17 protein-coding genes and 1 pseudogene are annotated in these 21,459 nt (G+C 70.0%); 10 read left to right on the top strand and 8 right to left on the bottom strand.

Annotation, left to right across the window (positions count from 1 at the left end; genetic code table 11):
* From Ahu01nite_RS31780 to Ahu01nite_RS31795, 4 genes are all read right to left on the bottom strand, one after another.
* Nucleotides 1-1,347: MFS transporter (locus tag Ahu01nite_RS31780; RefSeq protein ID WP_203840379.1), on the bottom strand; the 1,347-nt coding region annotated here is incomplete at its 3' end.
* A 181-nt stretch (nt 1,348-1,528) separates the two neighbouring features.
* On the bottom strand, nt 1,529-2,260 hold the full coding sequence (locus Ahu01nite_RS31785) for a maleylpyruvate isomerase N-terminal domain-containing protein (RefSeq protein WP_239159301.1): 732 nt from the start codon (nt 2,258-2,260) through the stop codon (nt 1,529-1,531).
* A 65-nt stretch (nt 2,261-2,325) separates the two neighbouring features.
* Complete coding sequence (locus Ahu01nite_RS31790) at nt 2,326-4,041, bottom strand: sensor histidine kinase (RefSeq protein WP_239159302.1); 1,716 nt, start codon at nt 4,039-4,041, stop codon at nt 2,326-2,328.
* Nucleotides 4,042-4,181: 140 nt separating this feature from the next.
* On the bottom strand, nt 4,182-4,628 hold the full coding sequence (locus Ahu01nite_RS31795) for a MarR family winged helix-turn-helix transcriptional regulator (RefSeq protein WP_203840381.1): 447 nt from the start codon (nt 4,626-4,628) through the stop codon (nt 4,182-4,184).
* A gap of 106 nt (nt 4,629-4,734) precedes the next feature.
* Here Ahu01nite_RS31795 and Ahu01nite_RS31800 point away from each other — a divergent pair, with 106 nt between their 5' ends.
* The 8 genes and pseudogenes from Ahu01nite_RS31800 to Ahu01nite_RS31835 all read left to right on the top strand — a co-directional run bounded on the left by Ahu01nite_RS31800 (nt 4,735) and on the right by Ahu01nite_RS31835 (nt 14,187).
* Entirely contained in the window at nt 4,735-5,901 is a 1,167-nt protein-coding gene (locus tag Ahu01nite_RS31800) for an MFS transporter (protein WP_203840382.1), read from the top strand.
* Entirely contained in the window at nt 5,898-6,719 is an 822-nt protein-coding gene (locus Ahu01nite_RS31805) for an aldo/keto reductase (protein WP_203840383.1), read from the top strand. The genes Ahu01nite_RS31800 and Ahu01nite_RS31805 overlap by 4 nt, the downstream gene beginning before the upstream one ends.
* 212 nt (nt 6,720-6,931) lie before the next feature.
* Nucleotides 6,932-7,945, top strand: a pseudogene (locus tag Ahu01nite_RS31810) (LacI family DNA-binding transcriptional regulator); the annotation flags it as partial.
* 478 nt (nt 7,946-8,423) lie between these two features.
* Entirely contained in the window at nt 8,424-8,762 is a 339-nt protein-coding gene (locus Ahu01nite_RS31815) for a hypothetical protein (RefSeq protein ID WP_203840384.1), read from the top strand.
* A 200-nt stretch (nt 8,763-8,962) separates the two neighbouring features.
* Nucleotides 8,963-9,619, top strand: coding sequence for a class I SAM-dependent DNA methyltransferase (locus tag Ahu01nite_RS31820; RefSeq protein WP_203840385.1), 657 nt, complete (start codon nt 8,963-8,965; stop codon nt 9,617-9,619).
* A gap of 642 nt (nt 9,620-10,261) precedes the next feature.
* Nucleotides 10,262-12,046: a carbohydrate-binding module family 20 domain-containing protein gene (locus tag Ahu01nite_RS31825; protein ID WP_203840386.1), complete on the top strand. Its 1,785-nt coding sequence runs from the start codon at nt 10,262-10,264 to the stop codon at nt 12,044-12,046.
* A gap of 147 nt (nt 12,047-12,193) precedes the next feature.
* The gene (locus Ahu01nite_RS31830) at nt 12,194-12,565 is read left to right on the top strand and encodes a hypothetical protein (protein WP_203840387.1); all 372 of its coding nucleotides are present in this window, start codon (nt 12,194-12,196) and stop codon (nt 12,563-12,565) included.
* A gap of 167 nt (nt 12,566-12,732) precedes the next feature.
* Entirely contained in the window at nt 12,733-14,187 is a 1,455-nt protein-coding gene (locus Ahu01nite_RS31835; RefSeq protein ID WP_203840388.1) for an aldehyde dehydrogenase family protein, read from the top strand.
* Between the two features lie 103 nt (nt 14,188-14,290).
* Here the strand turns inward: Ahu01nite_RS31835 and Ahu01nite_RS31840 are convergent, their stop codons facing one another.
* Complete coding sequence (locus Ahu01nite_RS31840; RefSeq protein ID WP_203840389.1) at nt 14,291-14,869, bottom strand: TetR/AcrR family transcriptional regulator; 579 nt, start codon at nt 14,867-14,869, stop codon at nt 14,291-14,293.
* 77 nt (nt 14,870-14,946) lie between these two features.
* On the opposite strand from Ahu01nite_RS31840, the gene Ahu01nite_RS31845 reads away from it, so the two are divergent.
* Nucleotides 14,947-15,720, top strand: a complete 774-nt coding sequence (locus Ahu01nite_RS31845; RefSeq protein WP_203840390.1) for an SDR family oxidoreductase — start codon at nt 14,947-14,949, stop codon at nt 15,718-15,720.
* A gap of 120 nt (nt 15,721-15,840) precedes the next feature.
* Nucleotides 15,841-17,388, top strand: a complete 1,548-nt coding sequence (locus Ahu01nite_RS31850) for a hypothetical protein (protein WP_203840391.1) — start codon at nt 15,841-15,843, stop codon at nt 17,386-17,388.
* A gap of 6 nt (nt 17,389-17,394) precedes the next feature.
* Here Ahu01nite_RS31850 and Ahu01nite_RS31855 read toward each other — a convergent pair whose 3' ends face one another.
* From Ahu01nite_RS31855 to Ahu01nite_RS31865, 3 genes are read right to left on the bottom strand one after another with little or no spacing between them, the layout of a single operon-like run.
* Nucleotides 17,395-18,486, bottom strand: coding sequence for a CaiB/BaiF CoA transferase family protein (locus Ahu01nite_RS31855; RefSeq protein WP_203840392.1), 1,092 nt, complete (start codon nt 18,484-18,486; stop codon nt 17,395-17,397).
* A 7-nt stretch (nt 18,487-18,493) separates the two neighbouring features.
* Nucleotides 18,494-19,900: a flavin-containing monooxygenase gene (locus Ahu01nite_RS31860; protein ID WP_203840393.1), complete on the bottom strand. Its 1,407-nt coding sequence runs from the start codon at nt 19,898-19,900 to the stop codon at nt 18,494-18,496.
* Nucleotides 19,901-21,457: an AMP-dependent synthetase/ligase gene (locus tag Ahu01nite_RS31865; RefSeq protein WP_203840394.1), complete on the bottom strand. Its 1,557-nt coding sequence runs from the start codon at nt 21,455-21,457 to the stop codon at nt 19,901-19,903.
* Between the last annotated feature and the right edge of the window lie 2 nt (nt 21,458-21,459).

A 21,459-nucleotide genomic window follows, 5' to 3' on the forward strand; every position in this document is an offset into this window, starting at 1 on the left:
AATTGGGGGCCCGCCGGGATTCGCGAGCCCGCCGGGAATTGGGGGCCCGCCGGGAATTGGGGGCCCGCCGGGATTCGCCCGCGGGCCAGGATTCGCGGGTTCTCCCGGCATCGCCGACCGGCCCCGTTTCGCGGGGTGGCCGGGCTCGTCAACGTGGGCGGCCTCCGCCGGCCGCCTCGGGATCAGCACCACGGCGAGTACGCCCGCCGCGGCAGTAGCCCCACCGGCGATGTAGGCCGCTTTGCTCACCGACAACGCCGCCGCAAGCCCCGGCCCGGCGAGCGCCCCCGCGAACGTGGCAGCCGCCTCCCCGGTGAACATCGCAGCGCTCGTCCGCCCGAGCACCTCATCCGGCGTAACCCGTTGCAGCGTCGTCTGGGTAACGCCAAGAGCCGTGGACCCCGCCACCCCGATCAGAACCGCAGCCACAACCACGACAACCAGCCCGGTCGCCCCACCGGAGAAGAACAACACGAACCCGCACCCGGTCACCCCGAGCGCTCCGCCGAGCAGCCACCCCGGCGCGACCCTCTCGACCAGCACCCGGATCAGCGGCGCACCGAGCAGAAACCCCACCCCCAGAGCCGACATCACCAGCCCGGTCGCGGCACTACCACCCAGGACAGTCATCCCGTACGGGACAAGCAGCGCACTCAGCACCGCGTTGGCACCCAGAAACACCGTCGTCACGAGCAGCAGGGCCCGAGCAGTAGGTTCGGCGAAGAGAAACCGAAGCCCCTCCCGAATGCCACCCCGGGCCCGACGGGTGGCAGGCGCAACAAGACGGGCCGTCATCAGGACAGCAACAGCGGACACCACGTAGGTCACCGCATCGAGCCACACGAGCAATTCGAACCCCGCCCAGGCGAACAGCACCCCACCCGCCGGCGCCCCGACGAGCCGCACAATGCCATCACTCACCGCGTTCAACGAGTTCGCGCTGCTCAACGCCGTCCCCGTACCCACCACCGCCGGCGTGTGCGCCTGCGCGGCAGGGCGGAACACCACAGTGCCGACGCTCTCCACGAGCAACGCCACATAAACCAGCCAGACATCCCCGGGCTCCCGCGCCAGCAGAAGCAACACCACGGCTCCGCCCCGCAGCAGGTCCGCCCCGATCATGACCCGCCGCCGGTCCCACCGATCGGCCAGCACCCCGGCAAACGGCCCGAGCACCACCGGCGGCAGAAACTGAACGGCAACGGTGAACCCCGTAGCCGCCACCGACCCGGTCAGCTCAAATACCTGAGCAGGAACCCCCACAACCAGCAACCACGTCCCGAGCAGACTCACGAACCGAGCCACCCACAACAACCGGAAATCCCGCACCCGCAGCGCCTCGATCACCGCAACACCCCCGCTCCCCCGACGTCAGAACGAAACCGCGCCACATGCGGATCAGGACCCAGTCGCCGGCCGGGCCCCGCAGATGACGAGTTCCGCAAGATCACCCTGGCCGCCACGTTCGCGGAAGGCGCTGGACTCTTCTTCGGCCCCGGGGCATCCACGGTTACCGGGGCATCCACGGTTACCCGAGAAACGGCCAGTTCGGCCCGGGCAGCTCGCCGGTCGCAAGCGGAAGCCGCCCCGTGGCAGTCCGGATAAAGGTGAGGTCGTCGCGCCCCGCCACGAGGTCCGGCCCGAAAAGCCCCACGAGCAGCTCGGACGCCGCCGGTGTCAGCCACGCATCCCGGTCCAGTGCGGCCGCCAGGTCGAGCCCGTGCACCCCGACCTCGACAACCCGCGTCGCGAGGAAGTCGCTCAGCAGCATCGAATCACCGTGCCGGGTCACCACGACCCGGTCCTCCGGCTCGTGCTCGCAGAGCCGTACGACCTGCCGCCACGTCCGCTCGAACACCGCCGGCAACGCATCGATGCCCGCCGAGCCGACGCGTCCCTGCCCCAGCTCGATCCGCTTCGCACTGGTCGCTACAGAGAACCGTTCATCCGCCCGGTAATACCCCACCGCGGAAACGCCTTCCCGGGATTTTCCGGGTGCTCCGCCACCGTCTTCCGGCAGCGGAGGTGCGGCGTCGGCATCCCGGGCGCGGCTTCGATTGCCGCCCGCACCCGGCGATGGGCCCGTGGTCCCGAGCATCCCCGGGAGCCACGCAAGAATGACATCCACATGGCCGAGAAGCCCGGCGACATCCCAGGGCGGGCAGCCGGTCGGTCGTGTCCAGTCGTCAGCCGTAACGGTGAACATCGCTGCGCTCAGCGCCGCGCATTCGGCTCGGAGTGCGTCGAGCGGCTGAGTCATCTCGGCTGGATCAATTCGCTGAGTCATCTCTGCTGAGTCATCTCTGCTGAGTCATCTCTGCTGAGTCATCTCTGCTCCGCCTCCGGCCTCTGATCCGGCGCTTCCCCCGCTCCGCTTCCTGCATCGGGAACGGATGTGGCTTCTGCTCCAGAATCCGGGACAACCGCAGACACGCAGTCCTCCCTGGCACCCGATCCCCCGCCCGGCTCCGTGCCGGGGTCGGGCTTCGGGATAGGGAGGGTGATGGTGAAGGCCGTGCCCTCGGTCGCCTCGGTGTCCAGGGTGATGGCACCGCCGTGGTATTCGACGATCTTCTTGACGATGGCGAGGCCGATGCCGGTGCCCTCGTAGCTCTCGCGAGGGTGGAGGCGCTGGAAGATGACGAAGATCTTGTCGGCGAATTCGGCTTCGATGCCGATGCCGTTGTCGCGGACGTGCAGGCGCCATTCATCACCGGCGCGCTCGGCCGTCACGTGGATCTTGGGTGGGACGTCGGGGCGGCGGAACTTGAGGGAGTTGCCGACCAGGTTCATGAAGAGCGTGGTGAGCAGAGGTTCCTCACCTCGCACGGCGGGGAGGTCAGCCCAGGTGATCTCGGCGTCCGGACCCCCGCGTTCCCCGAGTTGTGAACGCACCACGGTCAGCACACGGTCCAGGTCGACCTGGGTGAATCCCGCCGTGAGCCGACCGATGCGGGAGAACGCCAGCAGGTCGTTGATCAGCCGCTGCATGCGTTCCGCACCGTCGACGGCGAACGCGATGTACTGGTCTGCCCGCGCGTCCAGCTGGCCCGAGTAGCGCCGCTGCAACAGCTGGCAGAAGCTCGCCACCTTGCGCAACGGCTCCTGCAGGTCGTGCGAGGCGACGTACGCGAACTGCTCGAGGTCGCGGTTGGACCGGGTCAGCTCCTCGGCCTGCACCTTGAGCTGGGCATTTCCCCACTCGATCTGGGCCCGGGCCTCCTGCACCTCGCGCAGCTCCGACGCGATCTTGCGGCGCATGGCGTCCACGTCCTGAGCGAGCCGCAGCAGCTCCGGAGCGCCGCGACCCGCGATGTCACGGTCGTAGTCACCGGCCGCCACGGCGCGGATCTGGGCGGCGAGCGCGAGGACCGGCCGGTTGACCAGGCGATCGAGCAGCAGCATCAGCGCCGCTCCGGCGACGATGACCGCGGCCGCAGCGATGATCTCCAGCGCGACGAGGGTGCTGCCGGTCTGCTTGGCCGCCTGTACCGCGGCGTTGCGGACGACGGCGATGTCACTCTGCAGATGCGCGACCGAGGCTCGGACGGCGTCGAACTGCGCGGTGCTGGATGCCCCGTTCACCGCCTGACCGGCCGCCGGACCACCGCTCCGCACCGCGGCGATCGCCGGGTCAGCGATGGCCGAGCGCCATTCGGCAGCGCGCTCGCGGACGAGGGCGAGGTCGGCATCGATCGACGCGTCGGAGTCGCCGGAGGTGTTGAGCCTGGTGATCTGGTCGATCAGTTGAGTCTCGGCGGCCCGCCCCCGGTCGTACGGTGCGAGGTTCTCCTCCTCACCGCTGAGCAGGAAGCCTCGTACGCCTGTCTCCTGATCCACGAAGGCCGCGTCCAGCGACTGCCCGGCGGTCCGCATCGGCCCGGTCTTGTTGGTGAGAACGTCGATGCGGTCGTTGCTGTCGGAGGCGATCACGACCGCCGCAACACCGAGGGCGGCCAGCAGAAAACCCAGGGCGCCACACAGTGCCATGACGCGGCTGCGCAACGTCCATGATCGGAAGCGCGGCGGCCTATCGGCCATGGTGAAATCCCCCTGGGTCTGAGGTCGGAGGCCATGAGTATCCACGGCAACCGGGATCGGCCACGTGCGGGGACACGCCACGGCGAGTGAAACATTTCGATGTCCGCCCGGGACCTCGAGGGTGACCGCCGGCGGACGGGCTACACCTTGGCGGCGCCTCGCACCTGATCCACCAGGTCGGCCAGCTCGGGAAGCCGCTCGGCCTCGTTCAACGCCTCGGCGAGCGCCGTGTCGTGCACCGGCGTGGCCTCGGTCAACAGGGCGTGCCCCGCCGGCGTCAGCTCGGTGTAGACGCCACGCCGGTCGTCGGCGCAGAGCACCCGGGTCAGCAGGCCACGGTCCTCCAGCCGGTTGACGAGCCGGGTGGTGGCGCTGGCGCTGAGCGCCGCGGCCCGGCTGAGCTGCTGCATCCGCATGTGCCAGCCGTCCTGGCGGCGCAGCGCGTCCATCACCGTGTATTCCACCACCGAGAGGGACACGGCGCTGGTCAGCGCCTTCTCGAGTGCGGTCTCCAGATGCCCGTGCAGGGCCGCCAGCAGCCGCCAGCCCTGGGCGCGCACCTCCACGGCGTCGTCGGCGATTCCCACTGTGGCGCTCCTCTCTCCCACCCGATAGTTGCTTGCGCGGTATATCGGCGCGTGCAACTCTTCGGTATGCCGCGTCTGCAACTATCTTAACGAGAGGGGTCACCCCATGCCGCTCGGCTTGCTCGCTCTGGCCGTCGGAGCGTTCGGCATCGGGCTCACGGAGTTCGTGATCGCGGGCCTGCTGCCCCAGGTCGCTGCCGACTTCACCGTCAGCGAGGCCACCGCAGGCTGGTTGATCAGCGGATATGCCCTGGCGGTGGTGGCCGGGGCGCTCGGCCTGACCGCGGCCACCACCCGGCTCCCCCGCAAACCCGTACTGCTCGGACTGCTCGCGCTCTTCATCGCCGGCAATCTGGTCTCCGCGATCGCGCCCACCTACGGCGTCATGCTTGTGGGCCGGATCATCGCGGCGCTCTGCCACGGCGCCTTCTTCGGCATCGGTGCGGTGGTCGCCGCGGGACTGGTCGCCCCGCAACGCCGGGCCGGCGCCGTGGCCCTCATGTTCACCGGCCTGACCGTGGCCAACGTGCTCGGGGTCCCGTTCGGCACGCTGCTCGGTCAGCAGTTCGGCTGGCGCTCCACATTCTGGGCGATCACCGCGGTCGGCGTGATCGCATGGTTCGGCATTCTCGCGATGGTCCCGGCCGTAGCCGCTCCACCTTCTTCCGGTGTACGCCATGAGCTGCGCGCCTTCCGCTCGGGGCAGGTCTGGTTGTCGGTGCTGGTGACGGTTCTCGGGTTCGGGGGCATGTTCGGCGCGTTCACCTACATCGCGTACACCCTCACGGAAGTTTCTGGTTTCTCCGCTGGAGCCGTGCCCTGGCTCCTCGTCCTCTTCGGCGCCGGACTCTTCGTCGGCAACCTGATCGGCGGCCGGCTCGCCGACCGTTCGGTCGACGGCACCCTGCTGGCGGTGCTGGCCGGTCTGACCGTGGTGCTCGCCGCCTTCGCCCTGACCGCCTCGAGCCGACCGGCGACCATCGTGGCCCTGGTGCTGATGGGCGGATTCGGATTCGCAACGGTGCCGGCCCTGCAGACCCGGGTCATGCACTGGGCCGACGAGGCACCCACGCTCGCCTCGGGTGCGAACATCGCCGCCTTCAATCTCGGCAACGCTTTCGGCGCCTGGGCCGGCGGCGCCACCATCACGGCCGGCCTCGGATACACATCACCGCTGTGGGCCGGAGCCGTTATTACCCTCGCCGGGCTTGTCGTCATGGCCTTCGCATACACCTCGGCCCGCTCCCGAGGCCTGTCCCCCGCAGTCTCATGAAAGGCTCCGCTTTGCTGCTCAACAACGGCATCGACATCCCGCAGCTCGGTTTCGGCGTCTTCCAGGTGCCGCCACCGGAGACCGCCGAGGCCGTCACCACCGCCCTCGGCGCCGGTTACCGCCACATCGACACCGCTGCCGTGTATCGCAACGAGGCCGGGGTCGGCGACGCGCTGAAGGCGAGCGGCGTGCCCCGCTCGGAGCTGTTCATCACCACCAAGTTGTGGAACAGCGACCAGGGCCACGACTCGACCCTGCACGCCTTCGACGCGAGCCTCGACCGTCTCGGCCTCGACTATCTCGACCTCTACCTGATCCACTGGCCGACCCCGGTCCAGGACCGTTACGTGGAATCGTGGCGAGCGCTCACCAAGCTCTACGCGGACGGGCGGGTGCGGGCGATCGGGGTCTCCAACTTCCTGCCCGAGCACCTGCGCCGCCTCGCCGAACTCGGCGGCGTCATCCCGGCCGTGAACCAGGTCGAGCTGCACCCGGCCCTGCAGCAGCGCGACATCCAGGAGGCGAACGCCGCCCTGGGAATCGCGACCGAGGCATGGAGCCCGCTCGCCCAGGCAGCCGTCCTGAAGGAGCCGGTGATCACGGCCATCGCCGCCGCACACGGCCGCAGCCCGGCACAGATCGTGCTCCGCTGGCACCTGCAGCAGGGCCGGATCGCGATCCCGAAGTCGGTGACGCCCTCGCGGATCAGGGAGAACCTCGCGGTCTTCGACTTCACCCTGACCGAGGACGAGTTGGCCCAGGTCAACGGCCTGGAGCGGAACTTGAGGACCGGGCCTCACCCGGCCAATTTCAACTGACATGCCATGAGCCTTGCGTCTCCCCTTAGGGGAGACGCAAGGCTGAACCCATGACAAAAATCGAGTGGGTCACGACCGGGATATTCGCAACAGCCTTGATCGCCGTCCTCGCCTGCTGGGGCCAGGCTCTGGTGGGCCGGAGCAAGGTGTTTCGATCCATGGAAGTGTTTGCATGGCTTCCGCAAAAAGTTCCAGGGTCTACAGTGACGCCCATGCGCGCACGACTCTCTGACATCGCGCGCCAGGCCGAGGTCAGCGAGGCGACGGTGTCGCGGGTGCTCAACGACCGGCCCGGCGTGTCCGCCGACACCCGTCAGGCGGTGCTCACGGCGCTCGACGTCCTCGGCTACGAGCGGCCGGAGCGGCTGCGCAAACGCAGTGCCGGGCTCGTCGGCCTGGTCGTGCCCGAGCTGGAGAATCCGATTTTCCCGGCTTTCGCGCAGACCATCGAGTCAGCGCTGTCGCAGTCGGGCTTCACCCCGGTGCTCTGCACGCAGACCCCCGGCGGCGTCACCGAGGACGAGTATGTCGAGATGCTGCTCGACCGTCAGGTCTCCGGCATCGTCTTCGTCTCCGGGCTGCACGCCGACACGACGGCCGACCACGACCGCTACCGCCGCCTGGTGGACCGGCCACTGCCCATCGTGCTGATCAACGGGTACGCCGACGGCCTCGACGCCCCCTTCATCTCCTGCGACGACCGGCTCGCCGGCGAGCTGGCGGTCAACCATCTCGTCGCGCTGGGCCACGAACGGATCGGGTTCGTCTCCGGCCCCCACCGGTTCCTCAACGTGCAGCGAAAACTCGAGGGCTACCGCACGGCGATGCGCCGAGAATTGGGCGTACGAGACAAGGAGCTGGACGATCTCGTAGCGCTCACCCTCTTCGGGGTGGAGGGCGGCGAGGTGGCAGCCGGGCAACTCATCGCCCGCGGGGCAACGGCCATCGTCTGCGGCTCCGACCTGATGGCCCTGGGCGCGATCCGAGCGGCCCGCCGCCGCAGCCTGTCCGTGCCCCGGGACGTCTCGGTGGTCGGGTTCGACGACTCGCCCCTGATCGCCTTCACCGACCCACCCCTGACAACCCTGCGCCAACCGGTAGCCGCCATGGGCAACGCCGCGATCCGCCAGCTCGTCGACGAGATCAACGGCCACGGAGCCCCCCGCTCCGAGTACGTATTCTCGCCGGAGCTGGTGGTCCGCGGCTCAACAGCCATCAACAAAGCCGGCCGCACCACATCAAAACCCAGCCGCCCTACAGACAGCACCACCCCTGACGCGGAACCATCCGGCCGTCCCACCGAGCGCACCGCCCACAACGCGGATCCCGCGAGGCACCCAACAGACGGCCCCACCCACAACGCGGAGCCGACCAGGCGCCTCACAGACAGCCCCACCCACGACGCGGAGCCCACCAGGCGCCTCACAGACAGCCCCACCCACGACATCGAACCCGCCAGGCGCACCGCCGAGCGCACCGCCCACGACACGGAACCAACCGGCCACGCCACGGAAAGCGCCGGACGCGGAACCGAAAGCGTCGCCTCCTCCATAGCCTGAGCACCACGAGACCGGGCAGTGCCTCCGAAATCACCCGCCGCGTGACCGCCGCCCCGTGACCGCCGCCCCGTGATCGCCTCAGCGCACGACGACAGAATGAGAAGCAAAACCAGCCGGGCGCCGACTCAGGCACCGTCGTAAAGCCTTGCTGCACATCATTCCTGCGCCAGACCGCAAATCCGCTACGCGCGGGCATGCACAACTACGCAGAACATCGCCGAGCACAAGAACGCACAAGGCCGCGAACACCATGCGCGAACAGCGCCGAGGCCTCCTGGCGGACTGGGAAAGTCTGCGCGACAGCGACAGCGACAGCGACGCCGGTGGCGACGATGACGGCGACGGCGACGGCGACGGCGACGGCGGCGGCGGCGGCGGCGATGGCGGCGGCGATGGCGATGGCGACCGTTGCGCGACGCTGACTGCGACAGCAACAGCGACAGCGATGTTGGCTGCGACGACGACGACCGTTGCGCGACGCTGATGGTGATGGCGATGGCGATGGCAGTGGTGTCGGCGGCGGTGACACCGATTGGCTGGGTGTCGAGGGCAGCGGGCAGCGGGCAGCGGTTGCGTCAATAGCCCGCCGGGCTGCATGACTGCCGATATCAGCCCCCGCCCCCGGTGCGGAGGTGGCACTCGGCGGGGCCAGGGCGGAGAGGGGAGGGTCTAATGTGGCCGACCATGGATGGGGATGAGTGGCTGGCGGATACTCGCGCTTCCTACGACACGGTTGCGGAGAGCTACGCGGAGCTGGTGGGCAGGGCGTTGGAGGGGCAGCCGTTTCTGCGGGCGGCGTTGGGACTGTTTGCTGGGCAGGTTGGTAGTGCTGGTGGCGGGGCTGTGGCTGATGTGGGGTGTGGGCCGGGGCATGTGACGGCGTACTTGCGGGGGCTTGGGGTTGAGGCTTTTGGGGTTGATCTTTCGCCGGGGATGGTGGAGGTGGCTCGGCGGGAGAATCCGGGGGTTCGGTTTGAGGTGGGGTCTATGACGGAGCTTGCTTTGGGGGATGGGTCGGTGGCGGGGGTGGTGGCGTTCTGGTCGTTGATTCATGTTCCGGATGAGGGGGTTCCTGGGGTGTTTCGGCAGTTCCGGCGGGTGGTGCGGGATGGGGGGCCGATCATGGTCGGGTTTCATGTCGGGGACGGGTCGAGGGTGAAGACGCAGGGGTATGGCGGGCATCCGATGAAGGTTCATGTTCATCGGCGGCGGCCGGAGCGGGTGGCGGCGTGGATGCGCGACGCGGGGTTCACGGTGCACGCTGAGATGCGGATGGGCCTGGATCAGGGGTTGCCGGGGGCGATCGTGTTCGGGTATGCCGGGCGGGAATTGTTAAGTTGATCTTTGAAAGTTCTTGCGGGTGCTGCGGGTGGCGGGCAGACGCCCGACCAGCGGCCATGGGCGACGGACGCGAGTAGTTAGCAAAGCTTCCTGCAAATTCGGGGCGACATACAGGACAAACACCGCCGTGACATCGAGCGGCGTCGCTTTACCGGGCGGAAACACCTTGATAACTTTTCGGGGACTTGCGCAAGAAGTTTCAGCCGGTCCCCTGCGCAAGAAGTTCAGTCCGATCCTCAGTCGCACGAAGCTCAGCCCAGGCCATTACTGGGCGCCAAGCTCAGTCCAGCCACCACTACCACCAAGCTCAGCCCGGCCACCACCACCAAGCTCAGCCCGGCCACCGTTGGTGCCAAGCGCAGCCCGGTTGCCACAAGCGCCGAGCTAAGGCCCGGCTGCCACCGGCGCCAAGCTCAAGCCCAGCCACCGTCAGCCCAAGCCCAAGCCCCGCCACCGTCGGCCCAAGCCCAAGCTCAAGCCCAGCCACCGTCGGGCCAAGCCCAAGCCCCGCCACCACTAGCGCCAGGCTCAAGTCCAGCCGCCACCGGCGCCGAGATCAGTCCCGTCCCCCTCGCCCCAGGTTCAGCCCGGTCCCCCAGAAACCGGGCAAGGACCAGGAACCCCGTCCCCAGGAGGCTCCCCATGCGTACCCGTAAGTTGTTGGCTGCCGCGGCGACCGCGCTCATCGCGGCTACCGGATTTGCCGTCGGCGTAATCAATGCGACGGCTTCCGAGGCGTCGCCGGCGTCGCCCGGTGCCAAAGATGTGATCGTTCATCTCTTTGAGTGGCCGTGGTCGTCGGTGGCGAATGAGTGCACCTCGGTGCTGGGCCCTAAGGGGTTCGGTGGGGTGCAGGTGTCGCCGCCTCAGGAGCATGTGGTGCTGCCGGGCCAGGGTTATCCGTGGTGGCAGGACTATCAGCCGGTGAGTTACCAGCTTTCGACGCGGCGGGGTGACCGGAATGCGTTTGCGAGCATGGTGTCGACGTGCCACGCGGCGGGCGTGAAGATCTATGTGGACGCGGTTGTCAACCACATGGCCGGTGGGGCTTCTTCGGGTACGGGGAGCGGTGGCTCGGCGTACAGCCATTATGCGTACCCGTCGGTGGCTTACGGGACGGACGACTTCCATCATTGTGGGCGCAACGGGAACGATGACATCGCGAACTACGGGGACCGGTGGGAGGTTCAGAACTGCGAGCTGGTTGATCTTTCCGACCTGAAGACCGAGTCGTCGTACGTGCGGGGGAAGCTCACGGCGTACCTCAATGATCTGGTGGGTCTGGGGGTGGACGGTTTCCGGGTTGATGCCGCGAAGCACATGCCGGCCGCTGATATGGCCGCGTTTCTCGACCCGGTGAACGGGGATCCGTATGTGTTCTCGGAGGTCATCGAGGGTGGGTCGGGTGAGCCGACGCCGGAGGAGTACACGGGGATCGGCGATGTGACGGAATTCCGTTACGGCGATGTGGTGGGGACCGCGTTCAAGGATGGCAACCTGTCGAACCTGAACAACCTGGCGGGGTCGATGCGGCTGGGCAGCGGTGACGCGGTGGCTTTCATCGACAACCATGACACGCAGCGCAACGGCCGGGCGAAGCTGACCTACAAGGACGGCACGAGCTACGCGCTGAGTGAGGCTTTCATGATCGCGTACCCGTACGGCGTACCTCAGGTGATGTCGAGCTTCACCTTCTCCAACAATGATGCCGGGCCGCCCGCCGCGAGCAACGGCACCACCTCCGCCGTGAGCTGTGGCAACGGCTGGCAGTGCGAGCACCGGGCGCGCACCACGGCGAACATGGTGGCGCTGCGCAACGCGGCGACCGGCACCGCGGTGAGCAACTGGTGGAGCAACGGGTCCAACCAGATCGCGTTCGGGCGGGGCAGCGCGGCGTATGTGGCGTTCAACCGGTCCGGATCGGCGCTCAGCCGCACGTTCCAGACCTCGCTGCCCGCCGGCACCTACTGCGACGTGATGGCCGGTGACTTCACCAACGGTGCTTGCACGGGTACGGCGTACACGGTGGACAGCAGCGGGCAGTTCACGGCGACCGTGGCGGCCAGCGCGGCGCTGGCGCTGCACATCAACGCGCGGGGAAGCGGATCGACCAACCCCCCGACCGGGTGCACCACCGCGGCGATCGCGTTCGAGTCGAACACCACGACCACGTTCGGCCAGAACGTCTTCGTCACCGGGAACACCGCGGCGCTCGGCAACTGGGACCCCGCGAGCGCCGTGGCGCTGTCGTCGGCGGCCTACCCGGTGTGGAAGGCGACCGTGACGCTGCCCGGAAACACCGCGGTGCAGTACAAGTACATCAAGAAGGAGGGCTCCACGGTGGTCTGGGAGAGCGACCCGAACCGTACGCGGACCACGCCCTCTGCCACGCCCTGCTCCGCGACATGGGCCGACACCTGGCGCTAAGCGGGCAAACCGACCAGGGTCACGTATGCCATGCCGATCGGTCGCACATCCAGTGCGACCGATCGGTCGCGTTCAGCCCGATGCTCATCTCCAACGTGATGGTCGTTCATAAACAAGAACAGAACAGACCGGTGGAGGTACTCGCACATGCCCGAGATGGACGTCGCCCTCAAAGACGCGATGCAGATCGACGGCGCGATCGGCGTCGCGCTCGTGGATTACACCAGTGGGATGGCGCTGGGTATCGCCGGCGGCAGCAAGGACTTCGACCTCGCCGTGGCCGCGGCGGGCAACACCGATGTGGTGCGGTCGAAGTTGCGGGCCATGGAGATGCTCGGCATCCGTGAGCAGATCGAGGACATCCTGATCACGCTGGACAACCAGTACCACATGATCCGCCCGCTGAAGGGCCGCTCCGGGGAGGGCCTGTTCCTGTACCTGGCGCTCACCAAGACCCGGGCCAACCTCGCGATGGCCCGCCACCAGCTCAAACGCATCGAGGCCGCGCTCGACGTCTGAGCGCCGCAGGACGCGGCCCGGCCGTACCCGAGCTCGCTGTCGGCGGGTACGACCGGGCCGCCCTCTCGCAAGCCCGCTCTCTCGACAAATGGACATCACCGCATTACCGTTTCCGGCGTGTTGCGCGGCGAACACACGTTCGCATAGCGAACAGCGGAGGTGGCGTGATGGATAGGGCACTGCTCATCGGCGGCGAGGACGTCCCGGCCGCCGACGGGCGCACCACCGAGGACCGCAACCCGCACACCGGCCAGGTCATCGCGCACGTGGCCGCCGCGGGACCGGCCGATGTCACCCGCGCCGTCGACGCCGCAGCCTCAGCGTTCCCCGGCTGGTCCGAGGCCCCGCCCGCGCATCGCCGCAAGATCCTGAACCGCGCCGGTGACCTCCTCGAGGAACGCGCCGCCGACGCCGCCGCGCTGATGGCGAGCGAGACCGGCGGTACGCTCGGCTGGTCGATGTTCAACGTGGGCCTGGCCTCGTCGATGCTGCGGGAGGCCGCCGCGCTGACCACCCTGCCGATCGGTGAGGTTCTCGCCGGCGACAACCCCGACGCGCTGTCGCTCGCGATCCGGCAACCGGCCGGGGTGGTCGCGGCGTTCGCGCCCTGGAACGCGCCGCTCATCCTCGGCGCGCGGGCGATCGCCGCACCGCTGGCGGCCGGTAACACGGTGGTGGTCAAGGCCAGCGAGGATGCGCCCCTGGCCTGCGCGCTGTTCCTGGCGGATCTGTTGCGTGATGCCGGCTTGGCTCCGGGCGTACTCAACGTCATCACGAACGACCCGGCAGATGCCGCAGCCGTCGCCGAGACCTTGATCTCCGATCCCCGGGTACGCCGGGTGAACTTCACCGGTTCGACCAGGGTCGGCCGCCGCATCGGTGAGCTCGCCGCGCACCACCTCAAGCCCGCGGTCCTGGAGCTGGGCGGCAAGAACGCGGTGCTCGTCCTCGACGACGCGGACCTGGAATACGCGGTCAACGCCGTCGCGTTCGGCGCCTACCTCAACTCGGGTCAGATCTGCATGTCCGCCGACCGTGTCCTGGTGCACCGCGCGGTCGCGGACGAGTTCGCGGCGCGGCTCGCGGAGAAGGCGAAAGGCCTGCCGTCCGGCGACCCGGCCGATCCGCACACGGTGATCGGGCCGTTGATCAACCCCGCGGCAGCCGGGCGCGTGGCCGGTCTGGTCGACGAGGCCGCGGCCCAGGGCGCCAGGATCCTTGCAGGCGGCGGTACGCCCACAGGTGCCCACTATCCCGCCACCGTGGTCGCCGGCGTAACACCGTCGATGCGCATCCACACCGAGGAACTGTTCGGCCCGGTGTGCACGGTCCTCACCGTCGCGGACGAGGACGAAGCGGTGTCGGTCGCCAACGACAGCCCGTACGGCCTGACCGCCGGCATCCTGACCCGCGACCTCGCCCGCGGCCTCCGCGTCGCCCGCCGCCTGCGCACCGGCATCGCCCACGTCAACGACCAGTCCGTCGACGACGACCCGACCGCCCCGTTCGGCGGCGTCGGCGAATCGGGTTATGGCCGTTTCGGGGGCCGCGCCGGCGTAGAGGCCTTCACCGACCTCCGCTGGATCACCCTCCAGCAACGCCCGAAACAGTTCCCCTTCTGAGAGCTTTCCGGTCGCGCGCGAGCAGGCCGAGCGGCACGAGCAGGGCCGAGTCCGGTCGCGCGCGAGCAGGCCGAGCGGCGCGAGCAGGGCCGAGCGGGCAGGACTAGACGAGCGAGCCGGGCGGCCAGGCGAGTGCGGCGACCGCTTCCAGCTCGGCCCGGGTCGCGCCGTCGCGGGCCTGCTGGGACATCCCCTGGAGGATCGTTCCCGCGTAACGCGCCCGGGTCGCGGGTGCCGGCTCGCCGTCCGCGCGTAACCGCTCCTCAATCGACAGCAGATTGCCGTTGCGGATGTCGCGCAGTTCGTCGGCGATGTCGGCCGCGTCGGGCGAGCAGTGGACGGCGCTGCTGATGACCAGGCAGCCGCGCGGGTGGGCGTCGGCGGTGAACGCGGCGGCGGCACGGTGCAGGGCCAGCGCGATCCCGCCGTATGCCGTCGGTTCCTCGTCGAGGGCGTCGCCGAAATAGGCGCCCCACGTCACCTGATAAAGGGCGACAACCTCGCGGAAGAGCGCCTTCTTGTCACCGAACGCGGCGTACAGGCTGGGTGGGGTGATGCCCATCGCCCCCGTGAGCCGGGCGACGGAGGCCGCGTCGAAGCCGTGCTCCCAGAATGTCATCAGGGCCGCGCGCAATGCCGCCTCCCGGTCGAAGCCGCGCGGTCGTCCCAGGGTCGGTGTCACCCCAGCATTCTATAGCGCGCACTACGGAAGTGCTACTACGGTCTCATTCCATAGTGGTCGCTACGGAAAGGGATTCCATGGGCATGCTGGAGGGAAAGACCGCACTGGTCACGGGGGCGGGCCGGGGCATCGGCCGGGCGATCGCCGTGCGGCTGGCGGCGGACGGCGCACTGGTCGGCGTGCACTACGGCAGCAGCCGGGCCGGCGCCGAGCAGACCGTCGCGCAGATCCGTGCCGCCGGCGGTGCCGCGTTCCCGGTCGCGGCGCGGCTGGGCGAGCCCGGTGACGCCGAGCGGCTGTGGGCGGGCTTCGATCGGGGGCTGGCAGAGCTCGGCGCCGTCCCCGGCCTGGACATCCTGGTGAACAACGCCGGCATCCCGCACTCCCCCGGCCTCGCCGAGATCACCCCGGAGCAGTTCGACGAGATCTTCGCGGTCAACGTCAAGGCGCCGTTCTTCCTCGTCCGCGCGGGCCTGGACCGGATGCGTGACCACGGCCGCATCGTGAACATCTCGTCCGGGGTGACGCGGGTGGCGTCGCCGGGGATCCTCGCGTATTCGATGACCAAGGGCGCTCTCGACACGTTCTCGTTCACCCTGGCCCAGGCGGTCGGCGGCCGTGGGATCACGGTGAATTCCGTGTCGCCCGGGGTCATCGACACCGACGCGAATGCCGGCTGGCTACGCGACGATCCGCAGGCGCAGCAACGCGCGGCGGCGTACTCCCCGATGAACCGGATCGGGCAGCCCGCCGACGTCGCCGACCTCGTGGCCATGGTGGTGTCCCCGGACGCCCGCTGGCTCACCGGCCAGGACATCGACGCGACGGGCGGCGCGGTCCTAACCGGGTAGAGCCAGGGCCGAGCCGGGTAGAGCCAGGGCCGAGCCTGGTAAAGCCAGGGCCGCGCAAGCCGAGCCCGGGGAATGCACTGAGCAGACATTTCGTTTGATCGGGTACGCCATGCTGGTCGAATGCCCACCCTGGACGGTCTCGCCGGGAACCCCGCCCTCCCGGAAGCCCTCGCGCGCCGGCTCCTGGCACACCGAGGCGGCCGCGGCGAGCTCGCCGGCCGCCCGGACCTGACCGCCACCCTGATCGATGCCATCATCGCCACGGACGACGAGCGGCTCCTGTTCTCCCTGGCCCGCAATCCCCACGTGCTCCCAGCCGTCCGCCTCCGCCTCACCGCCCACCCGGACCCCAGCGTCCGCACCGGCCTCGCCCGCGACGTCACCCGAAAACTGTCCCCCGGCCCGCCCCTGGCGATCCGCACCCTGCCCCACGGCCCGCCCCCGGCAATCCGCAACCTGTCCGACGGCCCGGCCCCGGCAATCCGCAAGCCGCCCGGCCGGCTGCCCGAGGGCCTGGACCCGGCGAGCCGTGAGCTGTTTTCCCGGCTGGTCGACGACCCGGAGCCGAGGGTTCGCGAGGAGCTTGCCAAGAACGACAGGATGCCCGCCGAGCTGCGCGCACGCCTGGCTCATGACCCGGCGCCCGAGGTGCGCGCCGTGCTCGCCCGGTGGTGGACGCGGGCGCCGGAGGACGTGCGGCGGATCCTGCTGACCGATCCGTCCGGCGAGGTCCGGGCCCACGCGTGCGCTCTCTACTACGCCCGGCGGCCGTACCCTGTGCCGCCCGCGGACCTGGTCGAGGCGCTGCTCGCCGATCCGCTCACCCGGGCGGGCGCGGTCCGGCACGCGACGTTCCGTGAGGAGTTGGCCGGCGATCCGGACGAGCAGGTGCGCCGTCAGGTGGCGGAACACCCCGGACTTCCCCCGCAGGTCCGGGCGCGGCTGGCGGATGATCCCCATCCGGCCGTACGGATCGGGGTCTTCGCCCGCGCCGACACCCCCGGCCCGATGCGTCAGGCCATCCACTCCTGGGTCACCGACCGGTCCGGCCCGATCGACCTGGACCTGGACCTGGACGACGACGCCCTTCTCCATCGCGTCGAGGCCACCATGGCCGCCGGCGAACTGGAGGAGCTCAGCCTGCCCTGGGTCACCGCGGACCCCCTGCCCCACCTGTCATCGCCCTACGTCTGTTTCCGCGTCTCCGCGGCCCGGAGCCCGGAACTTCCGCCCGGCGCGGTGGCGCAACTGCTCGCCGACGAGCAGAGCATCGTGCGCACGACCATGGCCGGGACGGCGCCGCACCTGGTCGACGTCGCCACCGCGGAACGTATCGACCGCACGTTCCAGCCGGAGAAACGGACGGAGTGGCGCCCGGCCGACCTCGTCACGTTCCCGCCGGAGGTTCTGCGCCGCCTCGCGAGCGACACCGACCCTCGCATGCGCCGCCTCGCACCCCGCGACCCGGACCTGCCACCCGAGCTCGCCGCCCGGCTGGCCGCCGACCCGGACATCACCGTCCGCCGCGAGATCGGCCGCCACCCGAACCTGCCCGTCGCGTCGCTGATCACCCTGCTGGCCGACGAGCACGTGGGTGAGGACGCCGCCGCCAATCCGTCGCTCCCGATCGCCGAAATGACCCGCCTGCTCACCGAGGCCGGCCTGTGATCAGGGTCAGCCGAGCCAGTCGGTGATGACTTTGTCGGTGTGTTCGCCGGGGAGGGCGGGCGGGCCGGGTGGGGCGGGCGGGGTTTCGGAGAATCGGGGGGCCGGGGCGGGCTGGGCGGTGCCGCGGCGGTGTTCGATGGTGGCGCGGCGGACCATGTGGGGGTGCTGGGACGCTTCGGTGCGGGACAGGACCGGGGTGACGCAGGCGTCGGTGCCTTCGAAGACGGTGGCCCAGTCGTCGCGGGTGCGGGTCAGGAACGCTTCGGCGATGCGGGTTCGCAGCTCCGGCCAGCGTGCCCGGTCGTGCTGGCGGGGCAGGGGTCCGGGGACGCCGAGCAGGCGGATGAACTCGGCGTAGAACTGGGGTTCCAGGGCGCCGACGGCGAGGTAGCCGCCGCCTGCGGCCGCGTAGACGTCGTAGAAGGGTGCGCCGGTGTCGAGGAGGTTGACGCCGCGCTCGTCCGTCCAGGAGCCGGCTGCTTCGAGGCCGTACAGCAGGGTGGTGAGGTGGGTGGCTCCGTCGACGACCGCGGCGTCGACGATCTGGCCGCAGCCGGTCCGGGCGGCTTCGCGCAGGGCGGCGAGCAGGCCTACGACGAGATAGAGGGAGCCGCCGGCGAAGTCGCCGAGCAGGTTGACCGGGACCTGGGGCGGTCCGCCCGCGCGGCCGATGGTGTGCAGGGCGCCGCTGAGGGCGAGGTAGGTGATGTCGTGGCCGGCCGTTCCCGCGAGGGGGCCGTCCTGGCCCCAGCCGGTCATCCGGCCGTAGACGAGGGCCGGGTTGCGGGCCATCGCGGGTTTCGGGCCGACGCCGAGACGTTCGGCGACGCCGGGGCGGAAGCCTTCGATCAGGGCGTCCGCCTTCCCGGCCAGGGAGAGGACGAGTTCGCGGTCCTCGGCGTTCTTCAGGTCGGCGCGCAGGGAGCGTTTGCCGCGGTTGAGCAGGTCGTGGCGGGGGTCGACCTCGAGGGGTGACGGGCGGCCGGGGCGGTCCACGCGGACGACGTCGGCGCCGAGGTCGGCGAGGAGCATCGCGGCGAACGGGCCGGGGCCGATGCCGGCGAGTTCGAGGACTTTCAGTCCGTGCAGGGGTCCCATGGTGTCCTCAACGGAAATCGGTGCGCCGGAAGACGGCGCGGCGGCGGTATTCGGCGGCCGAGCCGGGCCAGTTGGTGACGACGCGGCCGGTTGCGGTGCGGTACCAGCTGCGGCACGCCGTCCAGACGCTGCCCGCGAGGCGGCGCTGGAGCTCCTCGTCGTAGGAATCGGCCACTTCCGGGCGTACGTCCAAAGGGGTGAGCCGGCGGACCGCCTGGGTGAGGTAGCGGGCCTGGGTCTCGTGGAAGTAGAGGACCGAGGTGTTGCCGGTGTTGGTGTTGGGGCCGTAGATCAGGAACAGGCTGGGGAAGCCGGGGACGGTCATTCCCAGGTACGCGTGAGCGCCGTCGCGCCATACGTCGGCGAGTTTGCGGCCTCCGCGGCCCGAGACGTCCAGGGGCACCAGGAATTCGGTGGCCGCGAAGCCGGTGCCGTAGACGAGGATGTCGCAGGGGTGCTCGGTGCCGTCGGTCGTGCGTACGCCGTGCGGGGTGAGGGTGTCGATCGGGGTGGTGACCAGGTCGACGTCCGGGCGGGTGAGCGCGGGAAGCCAGGTGCTGGTGAACAGGACCCGTTTGCAGCCCATCGGCTCTGCCGGGGTGACCTGTGCCCGCAACACGGGATCGCGCACCTGCCAGCGGCGTTGCGCCGCGGAGACCGTCTGCAGGAACCAGGCCGCCGGGCGGTTGCCGAGCAGCGCCGCGCCGGTGAACACGGTCATCGCCCAGGTGCCCGCGCGGGCGAGGCGCATGAGTGCGGGGAAGCGCCGGTGGAGACCGCCGTAGCGGCGGTCGGGTTTCGGCAGGGTCCAGGGCGCGCTGCGCTGGAAAACCGTGACGCTGCGAGCGGTCCCGGCGATCGCGGGGACGAGCTGGATCGCGCTGGCGCCGGTGCCGATCACCGCGACCCTTTTGCTGGCAAGGGAAAGAGCCGGATCCCAGCGGGCGGTGTGCAGCGCGATGCCCGCGAACCGGTCCGCGCCGGGCAGGTCCGGGATCGCGGGGCGGGAGAGTTGCCCGACGGCGGGGACGAGGACGTCGGCGATCAGCTCCGAGCCGTCCGCGAGACGCAGCCGCCAGTGGTGGGCGTCGTCGTCCCAGGCGGCGGCCTCGACCTCCGTACCGAACCGGATCGCCGCGGTGATGCCCAGGTCGTCGGCGCAGCGTTGCAGGTAGGACAGGATCTCCTGGTGCGGGGGGAAGCGCCGCGACCAGTCCCGGTTCGGTGCGAAGGAGTACGAGTACAGCGGCGCCGGCACATCGCACGCGCACCCCGGGTACTCGTTGTCGCGCCACACGCCGCCGAGCCGGTCCGCCTTTTCCAGCAGCACCACGTCACGCAAGCCGGCCTCGAACAGCGCCGCAGCGGCCGCGATGCCCCCGAAGCCGGCCCCGATGATCGCGACGCGCGGCATTCAGGCGTCCGGGTAGAGGGCTTCGATGCGATCGGCGTACGCCCGCAGCACCGGCCGCCGCCGTACCTTCATGGTCGGTGTCAGCAGGCCGCCTCCCGGGTCCCACTGGTCGGTCACGACAGCGAAGGCACGGATCCTCGAGAAAGACGGGAAGGTGGCGTTCGCGGCGGCGATCCCCGCCTCGAGATCACCGGGCGCGGAGTCCGACACCAGGAGCGCGACCAGGTACGGCCGCCCGTCCCCCGCCACCACGACGTGCGACACCGTCGGGCAGTGGGTCAGGAGCGCCTGCTCGATCGGCGCCGGGGCGATGTTCTCGCCGCCCGCGGTGATGAGCAGCTCCTTCTTGCGGTCGACGATCGTGAGGTACCCGTCGGCGTCGGCCGTCGCGATGTCGCCGGTGTGCAGCCAGCCGTCGTCGTCGAGGACCGCCCTGGTCTCGTCGGGCCGGTCCCGGTATCCGCGCATCACCATCGGGCCGCGGACCAGCAGCTCGCCGTCCGCCTCGAGCCGGGTCTCGACGCCGGGCAGCGGCAGCCCGACGGTGCCGGGCCGGACCGCGCCCGGCGGGTTCATCGTCGCCATTCCGGCCAGCTCCGACATCCCCCAGCCCTCACTCAGCGGCACGCCCGCCGAGGTCAAGTATGCGACCACAGCGGGCGGTGTCGGGGCTGCTGACGTGATCGCGAGCCGTACCTGGTCGAGGCCGAGCCTGGCGAGCGGGTCGGGCACCTCGCGCGGAAGTCGCTGCAGGCCACCCGCGATCCGCTGCCACACCTGCGGCACCGCGCCGAACAGCGTGGGCCGGACGTCGAGCAGCGCCCCGACGATCTCGCGCGGGTCGGCGAGCGTGGTCAGCTCGGTGCCGCACCAGCTGTGCAGGTAGTGGTTGGCCCAGCGGTCGGCGATGTGGGCCGACGGCAGGAACGAGATCAGCCGGTCACCCGCGACCATGCCGAGCGCCGTCGCGCTGATCCGGCACATCGCGGTCATGTTCGCGTGGGTGATCTCCACGCCCTTGGGTGCTCCGGTGGTGCCGGAGGTGTAGACGATCGTGAGCAGGTGATCGGGGGTGATCCGGGCGGCGGCCTCTTCCAGGTCGAAGTCCGGGTCCCCCGCGGCGATCACGGCGTCGAGGCTGACGCCGGGGGCGCCGTCCACGGAGATGAGGTGGTCGAGCGCGCGGCCGTGCAGCAGTGGCGCGAGGCGGCTCTCGGTGATCACCGTGCGGGCGCCGGACGCCGTCAGCAGATAGCCGACCTGCTCGGGCGACGAGCTGTGGTAACAGGAGAACGGGACGGCACCGAGATGCTGGACGGCGGTGTCGACGAGGTGGAACTCGGGGCGGTTGGTGAGCAGCAGGGCGACGGTGTCCCCGGGGCCGACCCCGAGGGCGCGGAGACCGGACGCGATCTCGCGGACGCGGGCGGCGTACTGGGACCAGGTGAGGGTGGTGCCGCCGCCGGCGGTTCGCAGGGCAACGGCGTCCGGGGTCCGGGCGACGGTGGCCTGAAACGCGGCGCAGAGGGTGGCAGCACCACCATGGGTGGCCGTCATGC

Origin of the sequence: Winogradskya humida (assembly GCF_016862215.1) — a bacterium.
Taxonomy (GTDB): domain Bacteria; phylum Actinomycetota; class Actinomycetes; order Mycobacteriales; family Micromonosporaceae; genus Actinoplanes; species Actinoplanes humidus.